This is a genomic window from Sphingomonas sp. SDUR79 (assembly GCF_056821745.1).
Window position 1 is genome coordinate 2,317,804 of sequence record NZ_JBPDIN010000001.1, and the last position, 15,938, is coordinate 2,333,741.

At 66.3% G+C, this 15,938-nt stretch carries 16 protein-coding genes; 11 read left to right on the plus strand and 5 right to left on the minus strand.

All coding sequences use genetic code 11. The features are described 5' to 3' along the window. The first annotated feature begins 129 nt into the window (after window positions 1–129). The 3 genes from ACRYLO_RS11550 (at window position 130) to ACRYLO_RS11560 (ending at window position 4,741) form a co-directional block, all read left to right on the plus strand. Window positions 130–2,631: a penicillin-binding protein 1A gene (locus ACRYLO_RS11550; protein ID WP_482660292.1), complete on the plus strand. Its 2,502-nt coding sequence runs from the start codon at window positions 130–132 to the stop codon at window positions 2,629–2,631. A 224-nt stretch (window positions 2,632–2,855) separates the two neighbouring features. Then, window positions 2,856–3,983, plus strand: a complete 1,128-nt coding sequence (gene prfB, locus ACRYLO_RS11555) for a peptide chain release factor 2 (protein WP_294015105.1) — start codon at window positions 2,856–2,858, stop codon at window positions 3,981–3,983. A 41-nt stretch (window positions 3,984–4,024) separates the two neighbouring features. Then, window positions 4,025–4,741 carry a class I SAM-dependent methyltransferase gene (locus ACRYLO_RS11560; protein WP_482661733.1) on the plus strand — a complete coding sequence of 239 codons (717 nt, stop codon included), beginning with the start codon at window positions 4,025–4,027 and terminating at the stop codon, window positions 4,739–4,741. Window positions 4,742–4,779: 38 nt separating this feature from the next. On the opposite strand, the gene ACRYLO_RS11565 is transcribed toward ACRYLO_RS11560, so the two are convergent. Next, on the minus strand, window positions 4,780–5,169 hold the full coding sequence (locus tag ACRYLO_RS11565) for a JAB domain-containing protein (protein ID WP_482660293.1): 390 nt from the start codon (window positions 5,167–5,169) through the stop codon (window positions 4,780–4,782). A 135-nt stretch (window positions 5,170–5,304) separates the two neighbouring features. Here ACRYLO_RS11565 and ACRYLO_RS11570 point away from each other — a divergent pair, with 135 nt between their 5' ends. The 7 genes from ACRYLO_RS11570 (at window position 5,305) to ACRYLO_RS11600 (ending at window position 13,031) form a co-directional block, all read left to right on the plus strand. Then, entirely contained in the window at window positions 5,305–6,099 is a 795-nt protein-coding gene (locus tag ACRYLO_RS11570) for a thymidylate synthase (RefSeq protein WP_482660294.1), read from the plus strand. After that, a complete protein-coding gene (locus ACRYLO_RS11575) occupies window positions 6,096–6,572 on the plus strand; it encodes a dihydrofolate reductase (RefSeq protein ID WP_482660295.1) in 477 nt (158 codons plus the stop codon). The genes ACRYLO_RS11570 and ACRYLO_RS11575 overlap by 4 nt, the downstream gene beginning before the upstream one ends. A 69-nt stretch (window positions 6,573–6,641) precedes the next feature. Beyond that, on the plus strand, window positions 6,642–7,811 hold the full coding sequence (locus ACRYLO_RS11580) for a dipeptidase (protein WP_482660296.1): 1,170 nt from the start codon (window positions 6,642–6,644) through the stop codon (window positions 7,809–7,811). 163 nt (window positions 7,812–7,974) lie between these two features. Further along, entirely contained in the window at window positions 7,975–8,901 is a 927-nt protein-coding gene (locus ACRYLO_RS11585) for a bifunctional riboflavin kinase/FAD synthetase (RefSeq protein WP_482660297.1), read from the plus strand. A 224-nt stretch (window positions 8,902–9,125) separates the two neighbouring features. Next, window positions 9,126–12,041 carry an isoleucine--tRNA ligase gene (ileS, locus tag ACRYLO_RS11590; protein WP_482660298.1) on the plus strand — a complete coding sequence of 972 codons (2,916 nt, stop codon included), beginning with the start codon at window positions 9,126–9,128 and terminating at the stop codon, window positions 12,039–12,041. Between the two features lie 5 nt (window positions 12,042–12,046). Then, window positions 12,047–12,580, plus strand: coding sequence for a signal peptidase II (lspA, locus tag ACRYLO_RS11595; protein ID WP_482661734.1), 534 nt, complete (start codon window positions 12,047–12,049; stop codon window positions 12,578–12,580). Continuing rightward, window positions 12,573–13,031, plus strand: coding sequence for a DUF3035 domain-containing protein (locus ACRYLO_RS11600; RefSeq protein ID WP_482660299.1), 459 nt, complete (start codon window positions 12,573–12,575; stop codon window positions 13,029–13,031). The genes lspA and ACRYLO_RS11600 overlap by 8 nt, the downstream gene beginning before the upstream one ends. A 103-nt stretch (window positions 13,032–13,134) precedes the next feature. Here the strand turns inward: ACRYLO_RS11600 and ACRYLO_RS11605 are convergent, their stop codons facing one another. From ACRYLO_RS11605 to ACRYLO_RS11620, 4 genes are all read right to left on the minus strand, one after another. Then, window positions 13,135–13,863, minus strand: coding sequence for a TorF family putative porin (locus tag ACRYLO_RS11605; protein ID WP_482660300.1), 729 nt, complete (start codon window positions 13,861–13,863; stop codon window positions 13,135–13,137). A gap of 211 nt (window positions 13,864–14,074) precedes the next feature. Further along, complete coding sequence (locus ACRYLO_RS11610) at window positions 14,075–14,533, minus strand: RidA family protein (protein ID WP_482660301.1); 459 nt, start codon at window positions 14,531–14,533, stop codon at window positions 14,075–14,077. Window positions 14,534–14,550: 17 nt separating this feature from the next. Further along, window positions 14,551–15,177, minus strand: coding sequence for an HAD family hydrolase (locus ACRYLO_RS11615; protein WP_482660302.1), 627 nt, complete (start codon window positions 15,175–15,177; stop codon window positions 14,551–14,553). Continuing rightward, window positions 15,174–15,446: a DUF3572 family protein gene (locus ACRYLO_RS11620; protein ID WP_482660303.1), complete on the minus strand. Its 273-nt coding sequence runs from the start codon at window positions 15,444–15,446 to the stop codon at window positions 15,174–15,176. The genes ACRYLO_RS11615 and ACRYLO_RS11620 overlap by 4 nt, the downstream gene beginning before the upstream one ends. A gap of 54 nt (window positions 15,447–15,500) precedes the next feature. Here ACRYLO_RS11620 and ACRYLO_RS11625 point away from each other — a divergent pair, with 54 nt between their 5' ends. After that, window positions 15,501–15,863 carry a response regulator gene (locus ACRYLO_RS11625; protein ID WP_294015083.1) on the plus strand — a complete coding sequence of 121 codons (363 nt, stop codon included), beginning with the start codon at window positions 15,501–15,503 and terminating at the stop codon, window positions 15,861–15,863. The last annotated feature ends 75 nt before the right edge of the window (window positions 15,864–15,938 follow it).

The window sequence follows — 15,938 nt, forward strand, 5'->3', positions numbered from 1 at the left end:
CACCACCGCCTGTGGCGGTGGTCCCCCTCCCCTGAGCAGGCCAGGGGAGGAATGAACGGGTCCTCCTCCCCTCACCCCGTCGCATCCCCCGCTGGCAAGCGCGCGCATTCCTGCTAAACCCCGCGCGCAATGGCGGACGACACCCAACCCAATTTCGTGCTCAAATTCACGCGTGAGGATGCCGGGGACCGCTTTGCGGTGATCCGCCGCAAATGGTGGTTCAAGGTGCTGGCGTGGCTGGCGCTGCTCGCGGGCGTCGGAACGGTCGTGCTGTGGGCGCTGTTCCTGCGCGACCTGCCTTCGGTCGACAAATTGCGCAGCTATGAGCCGCCGCTGCCGACCAATATCCGCGCAGGCGACGGGACCCCGCTGCGCAGCTATGCCCGCGACCGCCGGGTCGAACTGTCGTTCGAGGAATATCCCAAGCTGATGGTCGGCGCGTTCCTGTCGGCCGAGGACAAGACGTTTTTCCAGCATAGCGGCGTCGATTATCCGGGGCTGGTGCGCGCGGCGTGGCAGGGGCTGACCAGCGGCGAAACGCCGCGCGGCACCTCGACCATCACGCAACAGGTGGCAAAGAACCTGCTGCTCACCAACGAGGTCAGCTATGTCCGCAAGGCGCGCGAGGCGATCCTGGCGTTCCGCATCGAGAACAGCCTGTCCAAGGAACAGATTCTCGAACTCTACCTCAACCAGATCGCGCTGGGGCGGAATGCGTTCGGGGTCGAGGCGGCGGCCAATGCCTATTTCGACAAGAGCGTGCGCGAGCTGACCATCCCGCAATTCGCCTATCTGGCGATCCTGCCCAAGGGGCCGAGCAACTACATGCCCGAGCGGCACGAGAAGCGCGCGATCGAGCGGCGCAACTGGGTCCTCGGGCAGATGCTCGAAAACGGCTATATTGATGCTGCGCAGCATAGCGCCGCCATCGCCGCGCCGCTGGGCGCGGTCCCGCGCAAAACGCCCAAGACCGACCCGCTCGGCGGCTATTTCATTGAAGAGGTGCGCCGCCAGCTGATCGACAAGTTCGGCGAGACCGAGGAATCGGGGCCGTACAGCGTCTATGCCGGCGGGCTGTGGGTACGGACGTCATTCGATCCCGAGCTGCAAAAGGCGGCGCAGAAAGCGCTGCGCGACGGCTTGATCCGCTATGATCGTGGGCGCGGCTGGTCGGGACCGATGCGCGAAAAGCCGTTCGAGGGCGACGGCTGGCGCAGCGCGTTGCTCAACGAGAATATCGACCTCGATTATGAGGACTGGCGCGCGGCCATTGTGATTTCGAAGACCGGATCCAGTGCGCAGATCGGCTTTGGCGATGGCGGCACCGGGGTGCTGCCGCGCGGCGGCGCGCAGATGCCGGTGCGCGGCAAGGGGGGCACCGCCTTCGCCGCCCTGAAGCCCGGCGACGTCATTGCAGTCGCACCGGAGGGCGGTGTGTTCGGCCTGCGTTCGGTTCCCAAGATTTCCGGCGGCATGGTGGTCGAAGATCCGCGGTCGGGCCGCATCCTGGCGATGCAGGGCGGCTTCGACGCGACGGTGCAGGCGTTCAACCGCGCGACCCAGGCACAGCGTCAACCGGGTTCGACGATCAAGCCGATCGTATATGCCGCCGCGCTGGAAAACGGCATGACCCCGGCGTCGATCATCGTCGATGGCCCGTTCTGCGTGTGGCAGGGCGCGGCGCTGGGCGAGAAGTGTTTCCGCAATTTCGGCAATACCCGTGGCGCGGGGCCGCGCACGATGCGCTGGGGCATCGAACAATCGCGCAACCTGATGACCGTGCAGGCGGCGAACCAGACCGGCATGGACAAGGTCGTCGACCTGATGCAGCGGATGGGCGTCAGCCAGCAGAAATATCCGCCCTATCTCTCCTATGCGCTGGGCGCGGGCGAGACGACGGTGATGCGGATGGTCAACGCCTATTCGATCCTGGTCAATCACGGCCGCGCGCTCAACCCGACGCTGATCGACTTCGTCCAAAACCGCCATGGCAAGGTGGTGTGGCCCGAAAACTGGCGTCCGTGCGACCGCTGCAACATGCCCGATTGGGACGGCAAGCCAATGCCGCGCCCGGCCAATCGCGCGCGCCAGGTGCTCGACGCGATGAGCGCGTATCAGATGGTGCACATCACCGAAGGCGTGATCCAGCGCGGCACCGCTACGGTCCTGCGCGACCTCAATCGCCCGATCATGGGCAAGACCGGAACCTCGTCCGGCCCGCGCGACGTGTGGTTCATCGGCGGCACGCCGCAAATGGTCGCGGGCCTGTATATGGGCTATGACACGCCGACCAATCTGGGCGGCTATGCGCAGGGCGGAACCATCGCCGCGCCGATCTTCAAGGCGTTCGCGCAAAAGGCGCTGGAGAAGGAAGACGTCCTGCCCTTCACCGCGCCGGCCGGCATGCGCATGGTCCGCATCGACCGCACCACCGGCAAGCGCGTGTTCGGCGCCTGGCCCGGCACCGACCCCAAGGGCGCGGTGATCTGGGAAGCGTTCAAGCCGGAGAGCGAACCGCGTCGCCGCAGCCGCGGGGAGGAGGAAGCGCCCAAGGCCGAGGTCAAGAAAAAGGCCGTGCAGCGGGAACAGCGCGACAGCGACTTCTTGCATCGCGAGGGCGGAATCTATTAGGCCCGCGCTGGCGCGGACCCCTTGGGCCGCGCCAGCGCGGGCCGTATCCCGGCGCAGGCCGGGATCGCCAGCGTCAGGCGACGGCGGGGCGGCACGCGGGTCTTCGGGGGTCGTTGGGACGTTTGGCCGATGCCATTTGGCGGCCCCGGCCTTCGCCGGGGCGACGAGTAGAGTTTGGCCCCGGTCTGTGCCGGGGCGACGAAGGTTATTTGAAAGGTTTCCCGATGCGCGCCGAAGCGCAGGCATATGCCGACAAGATCAACGCCGCGCTTGCCCTGCTGCGCCGCTTCATCGACTGGGACAAGGCGCTGCGCCGGCTCGACGAGCTGAATGCGCGCGTTGAGGACCCGACCCTGTGGGACAAGCCCCGCGAGGCACAGGAGGTGATGCGCGAGCGCCGTCGCCTCGACGAATCGATCACTGCGACCCGCGCGATCGAGCGCGAGCTGGCCGAAACCGCCGAGCTGATCGAGATGGCCGAGGCCGAGGGCGATGAGGAAATGGCGGTCGAGGGCACGCAGGGCCTCGCCGCGCTCGCCGAACGTGCCGAGCAAGACAAGGTCAAGGCGCTGCTGTCGGGCGAAGCCGACGCCAACGACACCTATCTCGAAGTGCATTCAGGCGCAGGTGGGACCGAGAGCCAGGACTGGGCCGAGATGCTTCAGCGCATGTATTCGCGCTGGGCCGAGCGGCATGGCTTCAAGGTCGAGCTGGTCGATTATCACGCCGGCGAACAGGCCGGGATCAAGTCGGCGACGCTGCTGATCAAGGGCGAAAACGCCTATGGCTATGCCAAGACCGAGAGCGGCGTGCACCGGCTGGTCCGCATTTCGCCCTATGACAGCTCCGCGCGGCGGCACACCAGCTTCTCGTCGGTCTGGGTCTATCCGGTGATCGACGATTCGATCGACATCGAGATCAATGAAAGCGACCTCAAGATCGACACCTATCGCGCATCCGGCGCGGGCGGACAGCACGTCAACACCACCGATTCGGCGGTGCGCATCACGCACGTACCGTCGGGCATCATCGTCGCCAGCCAGCAGGACCGGTCGCAGCACAAGAACCGCGCGACCGCGATGGGCATGCTGAAGGCGCGGCTGTACGAGGCGGAACTCGCCAAGCGCGAGGCCGCGGCGCTGGGCGAATATACCGCCAAGACCGAAATCGGCTGGGGCCACCAGATCCGATCCTATGTCCTCCAACCCTATCAGTTGGTGAAGGACCTGCGCACCGGGGTTACTTCGACCGCGCCGTCGGATGTGCTCGACGGGGCTCTCGACCCGTTCATGGCAGCTGCGCTATCACAGCGTGTGACCGGCGAGACGGTCGAGGTGGAGGACGTCGATTGAGACTGGCCGGCGCTGCGTTGATCCTGATCCCGGCGGCTCTGATCGCCGGGTGTGACGAGACGCGCCCGCGCCCCCAGCCCGAGCCGAGCGAAGAGCTGGCATTCCCCGCCGCCGACCGACCGGTCGCGCCGATCGTGTCGTCGCGCTGGTCCACCGAAGAAGCGCGCGACCGGCTGAACGAGGCCGATACGGTGATGAACCTCGCCGAAATCCGCCCCGGCACGACCGTTGCCGACATCGGCGCCGGTGAAGGCTATTACACCGTCCGGCTTGCCGCGCGGGTCGGAGCGAAGGGCCGCGTGCTGGCGCAGGACATCGTCCCCGAGGTCCGCGACGCGCTGGCGCAGCGTGTGGCGCGCGACCGGCTCGACAATGTCAGCGTGCGGCTGGGCGAACCCGAGGATCCCAAGCTGCCCGACAACAGCTTCGACCGCGTGTTCATGGTGCACATGTATCACGAGATCGAATCGCCTTACGAATTCCTGTGGCGGATGCGACCTTCGCTGCGCCCGGATGGCCTGGTCGTGGTGGTCGATGCCGACCGCGCGACTCAGAATCACGGGACGCCCCCCGCGTTGCTGAAATGCGAGTTCGCCGCGGTCGGCTATCGCCAGGTGTCGATCCGCGACATGCCGTCGGCGGGCGGCTATATCGCCATGTTCAAGGCCGAAGGACCGCGCCCCGAGCCGTCGGCGATCCGCGCGTGCCCCAATCGCCCGAGCGCCAAGGCGAGCGGCAAGCCGATGGGCGATGAATAGGGTTTTTTGTTTGCGGCACCGGCGCAGCTGGACCAAATTCAAAGCAAGCCGGCAGCCCGAAAGCTCCACGTCGCGCCGCCGCGCCCGACCACGACATGATCGACCAGCCGGGTGTCCACCGCCGCGAGTGCGCGCGCGACTCGCGCGGTGACGTCGCGGTCGGCTCGGCTGGGCCAGGCCTCGCCCAGCGGGTGGTTGTGCGCCATCACAACCCGCGCCGCGTCCAGCAGAACCGCGTCGGCGACGATCCGGCGCAGCGGCAGCTCCACCGCATCCGCCCAGGGCGACGTAATGCGGCGGGTGCCGATCACGGCCCCGCGCGAGTCGCAAAAGGCGAAGACTGCAAGCTCATGCTGTGCATCGGCGATCTCGGCGGCAAGCCGGCTGGCCAGCGCGTCGGGGGGAGCTTCCGGGGAAAGAACGGACAACGCGCCAGCCATGGGGCGAGCGTCGCGCCGCAGCCCTGCCGGGTCGAGCGCAACTCGCCCCGGTGCGGACCGGATTACCGCCAAAATGGAGTGACCGCGCTTGGCGGCCACTCATGGCTCGGCTAGGCTCGCCGCATGCGGCAATATCTCGACCTGATGGAACGCGCGCTGCGCGACGGCGCGGTGCAACATGACCGGACCGGCGTGGGGACGCGCAGTGTGTTCGGCCACCAGATGCGCTTTGACCTCAGCGCGGGCTTTCCGCTGCTGACCACCAAGAAGCTGCACATTCGATCGATTTTCATCGAATTGCTGTGGTTCCTGCGCGGCGACACCAATGTGAAGTGGCTGCAGGACCGTCGCGTGAGCATATGGGACGAATGGGCGGATGAAGCGGGCGACCTCGGCCCGGTCTATGGCAAGCAGTGGCGCGACTGGGAGGCGCCGGACGGGCGGCATATCGACCAGATCAAGGAGTTGATCGAGACGCTGAAGACCAGCCCCGCGTCGCGGCGGATGGTCGTGTCGGCGTGGAATCCGGGCGAGCTGCACGCGATGGCGCTGGCGCCGTGCCACTGCCTGTTCCAATGCCATGTCGCCAATGGCAAGCTGTCGCTGCAGCTGTATCAGCGCAGTGCCGACATCTTTCTGGGCGTGCCGTTCAACATCGCGAGCTATGCGCTGCTGACGCATATGCTGGCGCAGCAATGCGACCTGGAGGTGGGCGAGTTCATCTGGACCGGGGGCGATTGCCACCTCTACTCCAACCATGTCGAGCAGGCCGAGCTACAGCTATCGCGCGCTCCGGGTCCGCTTCCCCGGCTCGAAATCCTGCGCCGCCCGCCGTCGATCGACGCTTATGAATATGAGGATTTCGCGCTGCACGATTATGTCGCGCAGCCGCACATCAAGGGCGCGGTGGCGGTTTGATCACCTTTCATCTGGCGCGGGCGGCGAATGGGGTCATCGGGGTCGATGGCGACCTGCCCTGGCGGCTGCCCGCCGATTTGAAGCGGTTCAAGGCGCAGACCATGGGCAAGCCGATGGTGATGGGACGCAAGACGTTCGAGGGGTTTCCGAGCCCCCTGCCCGGCCGTCGGCATATCGTGCTGACGCGCGATCCGGCCTGGCGCGCGGAGAGGGCGGAGGTGGTGCATTCGGTCGCGGAAGCGCTGGAAATCGCTGGCGACGGCGACGTCGCGGTGATCGGCGGGGCGGAGATTTTCGCGCTGTTTCTGCCACTTGCCGAGCGGATCGAGCTGACCGAGGTGCATGAGTCGCCCAATGGCGATGCGGTGGTGCCGGCGTTCGGGGCGGAGTGGCGCGAGGTGGCGCGCGAGGACCACCCCGCTGAGGGTGTGCGGCCTGCTTACAGCTTCGTGACGCTCGAACGGGATTCCTGATCGTCACCCCCGGGCTTGTTCCGGGGGCCACCTTGCCGCAACATCCGGTCAACGGATGGGGAGGGTGTCGTGAAAAAGTGGCTTTGGGGTTTTTGCGCCCTGATCGCGGTGGCGTTGTTCGCCTTTTTCGCTTTTGCCCCCGGCTATGTCGAAAAAGGGATGAATCAAGTCGTCGCGACCAAGTTGCCGACTGTGTCCGATTCCACCCGTAAATTGCACACAAGTCTCCAGATCGCGGACATGCATGAGGACACGTTGCTGTGGAAACGCGACGTGCTGGAGCGTGCGGACCGGGGCCATGTCGACCTGCCCCGGCTGATCGAGGGCAATGTCGCGCTGCAGGTGTTTTCGTCGGTGACCAAGACGCCGAAGAACCAGAATTACGACGCCAACAGCGCGGAGACCGACAATATCACGCTGCTGACGGTCGCGCAGTTGCAGCCGCCGCGCACCTGGACCTCGCTGCTCGAACGCTCGCTCTATCATGCGCAGAAGCTGGAGCGGGCGGCGGCGCGGTCGGACGGGCGGCTGCACGTCATCCGCAGTCCCGAAGAGCTCGATATCCTGCTCGCCGCGCGCGAATTGGGGCAGAAGGCGACGGGCGGGCTCCTCTCGATCGAGGGGCTGCAGAATATGGAGGGCAAGCTCGAGAATCTCGACCGGCTCTACAATGCCGGCTTCCGCATGGCGGGGCTGGTGCATTTCTTCGATAATGAACTGGCCGGGTCGATGCATGGCGAGCGGAAGGGCGGGCTGACCCCGCTCGGCCGCCAGACGGTACGGCGGATGGAGCAGCTCGGCATGATCGTCGACATCGCGCATTCGAGCCACGCGACCGTGGCAGAGGTGCTCAGGATGGCGAAGCGCCCCGTGGTCTCCAGCCATGGCGGGGTGCAGGCGGTGTGCAAGGTCAACCGCAACCTGAGCGACGCCGAGATTCGCGGCGTGGCGAAGACCGGCGGGGTGGTCGGCATCGGATATTGGGACGCGGCGATTTGCGGGACCGAGCCGGAGAAGGTCGCGGCGGCGATCGCGCATGTCCGCGATCTGGTGGGGATCGACCATGTCGGGCTGGGGTCCGATTTCGACGGCGCGGTGACGACCGGGTTCGATACGGCGCAGCTGATCTATGTGACGCAGGCTTTGGTCGATCGCGGGTTTACGCCGGAGGAGATCGGCAAGGTGATGGGCGGCAATGTGCTGCGGGTGCTGCGCGCGGGGATGGTGCCGGGGAAGTAACCAACAATCCTCCCCCGCCAAGGGGAGGATTCGAGACTGCACGGCCGTCTACGCGGCCGCCCCTCCACCACCCGCTGCGCGGGCGGTCCCCCTCCCCCAGCGAGCTGGGGGAGGAATTGCGAACAATTTGATTCCTGGCGTCGCCACCTTATAGCCCCCGCGCATGGAGCGGCTGGACGGAGCGGCTTCGGTCCCCGCGGGCTTGCGCGGCGGGATCGTTGCGCTGGGGAATTTCGATGGCTTTCACCGCGGCCACCAGGCGGTGGTGGGCCGTGCCGTGGCGCGTGCACGCGATGAAGGGCGGCCGGTCATCGTCGCGACGTTCGACCCGCATCCGGTGCGCCATTTCCGGCCCGATACCCCGCCCTTTCGCCTGACCACGCTGGACCAGCGCGCGCGGCTGTTCGCCGACGCGGGCGCGGACGCGATGCTGGTGTTCGGGTTCGATGCCGCCCTTGCCAGCCTGTCGGCGCGTGAGTTTGCGCAGCAGCGGCTGGTCGAGCTGATCGGCGCGGGGGGCGTCGTCACCGGGGCGGACTTTACCTTTGGCAAGGGGCGCGACGGGAATGTCGCGGTGCTGGGCGATCTGGGCGCGGCGCTGGGCTTCAGCGTCGACACGGTGGCGCCGGTCGCGGCGGAGGGTGAAGTCGTTTCGTCGAGCCGCATCCGTGATGCGCTGCGCCAGGGCCAGCCGCGTGAGGCCGCTGCGCTGCTCACCCGCCCGTTCGCGATCGAGGGCGTGGTCGAGGGTGGCGCGAAGCTGGGGCGCGAGCTTGGCTATCCGACTGCCAATATCCGGCTCGGCAGCTATCTGCGCCCGCGGTACGGGATTTATGCGGTGCGCGGGCGGCTGGCGGATGGGCGCGTGGTCGATGGCGTCGCCAATCTCGGCATCCGCCCGACGATCGACCCGCCCGAGGAGCTGCTCGAGCCCTATTTCTTCGATTTTTCGGGCGATCTGTATGGGCAGATGGTCGAGGTGCAGTTGATCGACTTTCTGCGCGACGAGGCGAAATATGACGATCTCGACACGCTGAAGGCGCAGATTGCGCGCGATTGCGAGGATGCGAAGGCCGCGCTGGCTTTCTGAGCGAACTCAAGAAAAATTGGTTCACGCAAAGGCGCGAAGCCGCGAAGGGGTTGGTCTTCCGACGCGAAGCGCCTGCATGCCCCGGCGACCGTGCTTGCCGCGCGCCTTGGATTGGAAGGCCGCTGGCGCGGCAAGGGCTGAACCCTTCGCGCCTTCGCGCCTTAGCGTGAACCAATAACCTTCTTCTTCCCCCCGCGCCCCGCACAAGCTAATCCCCGCCGCAAATGACCGACACCAACGACACGCAGCGCGACTGGCGCGACACCGTCTTCCTGCCGAAGACCGATTTTCCGATGAAGGCCGGCCTTGCCGCCAAGGAACCGGAAATCCTCGCGCGCTGGGAAAAACTCGGCCTCTATCACCGGTTGCGCGAGCAGCGCGCGGGCCGCGAGCGCTTCATCCTGCATGACGGCCCGCCTTACGCGAATGGCGACATTCACATGGGCCATGCGATGAACAAGATCCTCAAGGACATCATCGTCCGCAGCCAGTCGCTGATGGGCAAGGACGCGCCGTACGTGCCGGGCTGGGACTGTCACGGCCTGCCGATCGAGTGGAAGATCGAGGAAGCCTATCGCGCCAAGAAGCTGAACAAGGACGAGGTCCCGGCGGCGGAATTCCGCGCCGAATGCCGCGCCTATGCCGAGAAATGGGTCGCGGTGCAGCGCGGGCAGTTCGAGCGGCTGGGCGTGATGGGCGATTGGGACGATCCCTACCTCACCATGAAGTTCGATGCCGAGGCGACGATCGCAGGCGAATTGCTGAAGTTCGCGGAGTCGGGTCAGCTCTATCGCGGGGCCAAACCGGTGATGTGGTCCCCGGTGGAAAAGACCGCGCTGGCCGAGGCCGAGGTCGAATATGAGGATGTGGTGTCGACGCAGATCGACGTCGCGTTCGAGATTGTCGATGCGCCGAACGCGCCGGAGCTGGTCGGCGCGCATGCGGTGATCTGGACAACCACGCCGTGGACGATCCCGGTGAACCAGGCGTTGGCCTATGGGCCGCAGCTCCCTTATATGGTGCTCCCGGATCCTGAGCGCCCCGGCCTACGTTATCTGGTTGCTCATGACGTTGAGCTGATCGCTCGTTTTGCTGGCCGAATGACGGGCGAACAGTATCAGAGCTTCCAGGCGCTTTCATCTGCTTCCTACGTCTCACCGCGCGCGAAGCTGTGGCTTGATGCCATCATGCTCGATACCAAGCTGTTGGAAAGCGCATCGCAACTCGAAGGCGCCACCGCCCGCCACCCGATGCACCATCTCGGCGGCTTCTTCGCCAAGCCGCGCCCATTCCTCCCCGGCGAGTTCGTCACCACCGACGCCGGTACCGGTCTGGTCCATATGGCGCCCGATCATGGCGAGGACGATTTCCTGCTGTGCAAGGCGCATGGCATCGAACCCGTGTTCGCGGTCGACGATGCCGGGATGTACCGCGCCGACTGGCTGTGGCTGGGCGGTCAGGGATCGGTGATCAACAAGAAGTTTGTGGCAAGCGACGGGCCGATCTGCACCGATCTGCGCGCTGCCGGCGCGCTGCTCGCCGCGTCGGACGATTTCGCGCACAGCTATCCGCATAGCTGGCGGTCCAAGGCGAAGATCATCTTCCGCTGCACGCCGCAGTGGTTCATTCCGATGGACCGCCCGACCGGGCCGGATGTTGATCCGACGATGGTTTCGTTTGGCAAGGCGATGCTGCCGGTGGGCGGCGGCAACGCCCCCACCCTGCGCAACCTCGCGCTCGATGCGATCGAGCGCACCCGCTGGGTGCCGGAGAAGAGCCGCAACCGCATCCATGCGATGGTCGAGGGGCGGCCGGACTGGGTGATTTCGCGCCAGCGCGCGTGGGGCGTGCCGATCCCGCTCTATGTTCATCGCCAAAGCGGCGATTATTTGCGCGACGAAGGCGTCAATGCGCGCATCCTCGACGCCTTCCGCGCGGGTGGCGCGGATGCGTGGTTCGGGGCGGATCATCAGGCGCTGCTGGGGCCGGATTATGATCTGGCCGATTATGAGGTGGTCAACGACATCCTCGACGTGTGGTTCGACTCAGGCTCGACCCACAGCTTCGTGATCGAGGCGCGCTATGGCGAAGGCGTTCGCGCGAACCTGTATCTCGAAGGGTCGGACCAGCATCGCGGCTGGTTCCAGTCGTCGCTGCTGGAGAGCGCCGGGACACGCGGGCGTGCGCCCTATGACGCGGTGCTGACGCACGGCTTCGCGCTCGACGGGCAGGGTCGCAAAATGTCCAAGAGCCTCGGCAATGTCGTCGATCCGCTCAAGATCATCGGTGAGAGCGGCGCGGATATCCTGCGGCTGTGGGTCGCGCAGACCGATTATTTCGAGGATGTGCGCATCGGCAAGGAGGTGCTGGCGGGCACGGGCGATGCGTATCGCAAGATCCGCAACACCTTCCGCTACCTGCTCGGCGCGCTCGACGGGTTCAGCGATGCGGAAAAGGTGCGCGTCGAGAAGATGCCCGAGCTGGAGCTGTATGTGCTCCACAAGCTCGGCATGCTCGATGTCGAGCTGAAGGCGGCGGCGGAGGCGTACGAGTTCAACCGCTACGCCCGCGCGCTGTCGGATTTCATGAATGAGGACCTGTCGGCCTTCTTCTTCGATATCCGCAAGGATTGCCTGTATTGCGACGCGGCAGATAGCCCGAAGCGGCGGGCGTATCGCACGGTGCTCGACACGCTGTTCCACGCGCTCGTCCGCTATGCCGCCCCGATCCTGGCGTTCACCGCCGAGGAAGTGTGGCAGGCGCGCTATTCGTCCGAGGATGGGTCGGTCCATTTCCTTGAATGGCCCGAACTGCCCGCGCTGCCCGGCGACGATCTGATCACCACCGAGTGGGAGGATATCCGTCGCCAGCGCGAGGCGGTGACCGAGGCGATCGAGCCGCTGCGGCGTGAGAAGGTGATTCGTTCCAGCCTGGAGGCCGAGGTGACGGTGCCCGACCTGCTGCGTCCCGCCGCCGAGCTGGCCGAGGTGTTCATCGTCGCCGATGTCCATCACGGCCATGACGCGGGCGTCGCGGTCAAGCGGACCGAGCACAAGAAGTGCGGTCGGTGCTGGCGTCTGCTTCCGGAGGTTGAAGCCGATGGCATGCTGTGCCACCGCTGCGACTCGGTAGTTTCGTGAAAGACATGGCATCGATGAACCGCAACCGCACGATCGGCTTCGCCCTCGCCCTGCTGATCTTCGTCGCCGATCAGGCGATGAAGGCATGGGTGGTCGAGGGGCTGGGCATCGACGCACCGGGCAAGGCGATCGAGGTCGTGTCCTTCTTCGACCTGCGCTTTGTCGCCAATATCGGGGTGTCGCTGGGCCTGCTGGCCGCAGAGACCGATACGATGCGCTGGGCGCTGGTCGCGCTGACCGCGGGAATCGCGGGCGGCGTGGGCTGGTGGATGCTCAAGGAGCAGAACCGCCACGACATGCTGGCGCTGGCGCTGGTGCTGGGCGGCGCGCTGGGCAATATCGTCGATCGCGTGCGGTTCGGCTATGTCGTCGACTATGCCGATCTGCACTTTGGCGAATGGCGCCCTTTTTTGGTCTTTAACGTCGCCGATGCTGCGATTACCATCGGCGTCCTGATCCTGCTCATCCGGGCGCTGTTCGTGCGTGAGAAACCCAAGGCCGATGACACCGGCGCCCCTGTGGAGAATGCCAATGCGTAAGTCCGTGCTTGTTGTCGCTGTATGCGGCGCGGCGACCCTGCTCGCCAGCTGCGGCAGCAGCCTGTTGGGCGACCGCAAGCGTCCCGACGAATTCGCCGTGGCGCGTCAGGCGCCGCTGGTCATCCCGCCCGACTTCGCGATGCGCCCGCCCCAGCCGGGTGCGCCGCGTCCGCAGGATGCCGGCGGTCCCGCGCAACAGGCGCTGGAAGCCCTGTTCGGTGGCAGCGCTCCGCGCAGCGCGACCGAACGCGCCGCGCTCGATTCCGCCGGTGCGCGCACGGGGGCCGATGTCGGCATCCGTTCGGGCGTGGGCAGCCCCGACACCGCCGTGGTGGACAAGGGCAGCACGACCCGCGACATCGTCGCCGCGCCGCAGGGCGATGGCCGCGATGCACAGACCCAGGCGGGCGGCACTCCCGCTCCGGCCGCTTCGCCGACGCCGCAAGACTGAGGGTTTGCGCGCCCTCTTCAGCGAAGGGGGGGGGCGCCAGAAAAGCAAAAGGGCCGCGGAACCAGTGTTCCGCGGCCCTTCGCTTTGTGTCGTGCCGGTGCGTTTAGAACGCCGCGCCGAGGGTGAACAGCACTGCGCCGTCCGCGCCGATCGCGTCCTTCCAGCCGAGCGCGGTGGTCTCGTCGGTGTTGACGTAGGACACGCCCAGCGTCAGCGCCTTCCAGGTCACTTCCGCGCCGAACGAATAGTCGATCACTTCGCCGTCGAGACCGCCGAGGAAGCTGTCGCTCTTGGCATAGCCGAGATGGCCCTTTAGCTTCAGCGGCGTGTCCGGGATGCCGATCGCGACGTCAGTATAGGCATAGATTGCGCTGTCGTCGCCGAGCGAGTCCTGACCACCCCAAGCCCAGGCGAGACCGCCCTTGATCGTCGCCGGGCCGACGGTGCCGGTCAGCGCGAAATAGGGCTCAAGGATCGTCGTGTCCGACGCGCCCGGATAGAGATAGGCGGTGATGCCGATATCGGCGGTCAGGCCCGAAGTCACTTCCTTGGCGAAGCCGGCGAACACGTCGATTTCGCTGCCGTTGTTGAACCCGATGCCCGAGCCCCAGGTACCGACATAGGCGCCGCTTTCATGCGCCACGGTGAAGCCGCCCTGAAGGGTCGCTTCTTCGTTGGTCTGGCTGAAGCCGCGGAAGCGATAGTCGCTGACGACGGTCGCCGAACCGGTGATCGTGAACGCGTCAGGCGCTTCGGTTTCTTCCTGCGCGAAGGCAGGGGTGGCGGTGGCGGCGAGCAGCAGCGCGCCGGCGATGGACTTGGTGAAACGCATGGGATCCCTTTCGTCTTGGTGCGATTTCGGTCCCCACCTGCAGTGAAAGGGCTGCCACATGGCTCAGGACGCACGTCCCGGCGCGGCTATTGCCTCCCACCGAGCGAAAGTTGCAGCAATTCGTTGCGCTGCACAATTCCATTTCGCTTGGCGCACGCAATTGCACCGCCGCTGTTGCGGCGGCGCAACAGGATTGTAACATACGCGACCGTTACTTGACCGCAATAATCGCGTCGATCTCCACCGCAGCGCCGCGCGGCAGCACCGCGACACCCACCGCCGCGCGGGCGTGGCGGCCCGCTTCGCCGAACAGCTTTTCCATCAGCTCCGACGCGCCATTGGCGACCTGGGGCTGTTCGGTGAAAGCGGGGTCCGAGTTCACAAATACGCCGAGCTTCACGATCTGCTCGACCCGGTCGAAGCCACCCAGCGCCTTGCCGATCTGCGCGACGACCATCAGCGCGCAACGCTCGGCGGCCTCCTGCCCATAGGCGAGGTCGCGGTCCTCGCCGAGGCGGCCGGTCATCACCACGCCATCCTTGAACGGCAGCTGCCCCGACACGTGCATCAACCCGCCGGCAGTGACGGTGGGGACATAGGCGGCGACCGGCGCAGCGGCTTCGGGCAGTTCCAGGCCGAGTTCGGCGAGGCGGGCGTGGACGTCGGTCATGGGGTGTCTCCGTGGGGTTATGATTGGGGTGCGGGCGTGCCATCGGCGAAGCGCGCGGAAATCCAGCGCTGCGCCTCCCGCCAGTCGTCGATGCGAGCATGCGCGTGCGGCGCAACCGGGACGTGCGGCGCGAGTCGCGGCTCCGACACCATATGCAGGCGGAACACGTGGGGCGCCTCTTGCGCGACCGATTGATGATGGACCGCTAGATCATCGACGAACACCGCGACGCTGGCGCCATGTTCCTCGACCAGCTGCGCCACCGGCCGGCCCTTCCCGCCCTGATTGCACTCCACGCGATGGACGATGCCATGCGTGTCGAGCTGGGCGATGCGATGTTCGCGGCAATGATCGCGCAAATTGGTGAGGATGACGATGTCGGCCTGCTCCGACAGCGCCTCCAGCGATTCGCGCGCGTGCGGGACCAATGTCTGCCGCGCCATTTCGGCGGGGAAGAAGCCATCGAGATAGCCCCACATCGCCTCAGGCGTCAGCGCGCGGCCATCGCGCGGCTTCATCGCGCGCGCCCAGTCATGGCTCGACAGGTCGAACTCGATATCATGCGCTTCGTCGAGCCAGGTGCCGAAGTGGCGCACCATGTGCAGCAACACCTCGTCGCAGTCGCAGATCAAGAGCGGCTTCATGCGGTCTCCAGCGCGTGGCGGGCCGCGACGAGTGCGGCGGGGGTGGTGCCGGTAGCGTCGGCGCAGGCGATCAGATCGGGCTCATGCGCCTCCAGAAAGCCGAGCACGGCGGCCAGCACCTGCGGATCGGCGGCGCGGGCGCGCAGGTCGTTCGGCGACAGGCCGGTCAGGTCGAGCAGCCGGTGCGCGCGCGCCGAATCGGACAAGGCCCAGGCCAGAGCGCCCAGTGCGAGCGTCCCCGCCTCCTCATTTGTCACCGCGCTGCGCATCGCCTAGAGCTTCGCCCAATCGTTCGTTGGCCAATCGTTCGTCGAAGGGATCGCGTGGCAAAAAGGGTGCTGGTTGTCGAGGACAACGAACTCAATCTCAAACTTTTCTGCGACCTGCTGCGCGCGCACGGGTTCGAGACGATGCCGGTACGCGACGGGCGCGAGGCGGTGGCGACCGCGCGCAGCTTTGCCCCCGACCTGGTGATCACCGACATCCAGCTGCCGCACATTTCTGGCATCGACATCATCGCCCGCATGCGCGGCGACCCGGCGCTGAAGGCGATCCCGGTGATGGCGGTGACCGCCTATGCGGGACAGGAGGACGAGGCGCGGATCCGCGCGGCGGGGGCGAATGCGTATGTGACCAAGCCGATATCGGTGATGCGGTTTGTGGAGGAGGTGCAGGGGTTGTTGTAGGGGGTATGCGCCCGGGGTTGGGCTGTCCGCGCATGGTGAGGGGTGGAAGTTAGGTATTGTGTTCCCGGAATTGTC

Coding starts and splice junctions, on each gene's coding strand:
- ACRYLO_RS11550 (WP_482660292.1), top strand. CDS start 130: ATGGCGGACGACACCCAACCCAATTTCGTGCTCAAATTCACGCGTGAG.
- prfB (WP_294015105.1), top strand. CDS start 2,856: ATGCGCGCCGAAGCGCAGGCATATGCCGACAAGATCAACGCCGCGCTT.
- ACRYLO_RS11570 (WP_482660294.1), top strand. CDS start 5,305: ATGCGGCAATATCTCGACCTGATGGAACGCGCGCTGCGCGACGGCGCG.
- ACRYLO_RS11585 (WP_482660297.1), top strand. CDS start 7,975: ATGGAGCGGCTGGACGGAGCGGCTTCGGTCCCCGCGGGCTTGCGCGGC.
- ileS (WP_482660298.1), top strand. CDS start 9,126: ATGACCGACACCAACGACACGCAGCGCGACTGGCGCGACACCGTCTTC.
- lspA (WP_482661734.1), top strand. CDS start 12,047: ATGGCATCGATGAACCGCAACCGCACGATCGGCTTCGCCCTCGCCCTG.
- ACRYLO_RS11600 (WP_482660299.1), top strand. CDS start 12,573: ATGCGTAAGTCCGTGCTTGTTGTCGCTGTATGCGGCGCGGCGACCCTG.
- ACRYLO_RS11605 (WP_482660300.1), bottom strand. CDS start 13,863: ATGCGTTTCACCAAGTCCATCGCCGGCGCGCTGCTGCTCGCCGCCACC.
- ACRYLO_RS11610 (WP_482660301.1), bottom strand. CDS start 14,533: ATGACCGACGTCCACGCCCGCCTCGCCGAACTCGGCCTGGAACTGCCC.
- ACRYLO_RS11615 (WP_482660302.1), bottom strand. CDS start 15,177: ATGAAGCCGCTCTTGATCTGCGACTGCGACGAGGTGTTGCTGCACATG.
- ACRYLO_RS11620 (WP_482660303.1), bottom strand. CDS start 15,446: ATGCGCAGCGCGGTGACAAATGAGGAGGCGGGGACGCTCGCACTGGGC.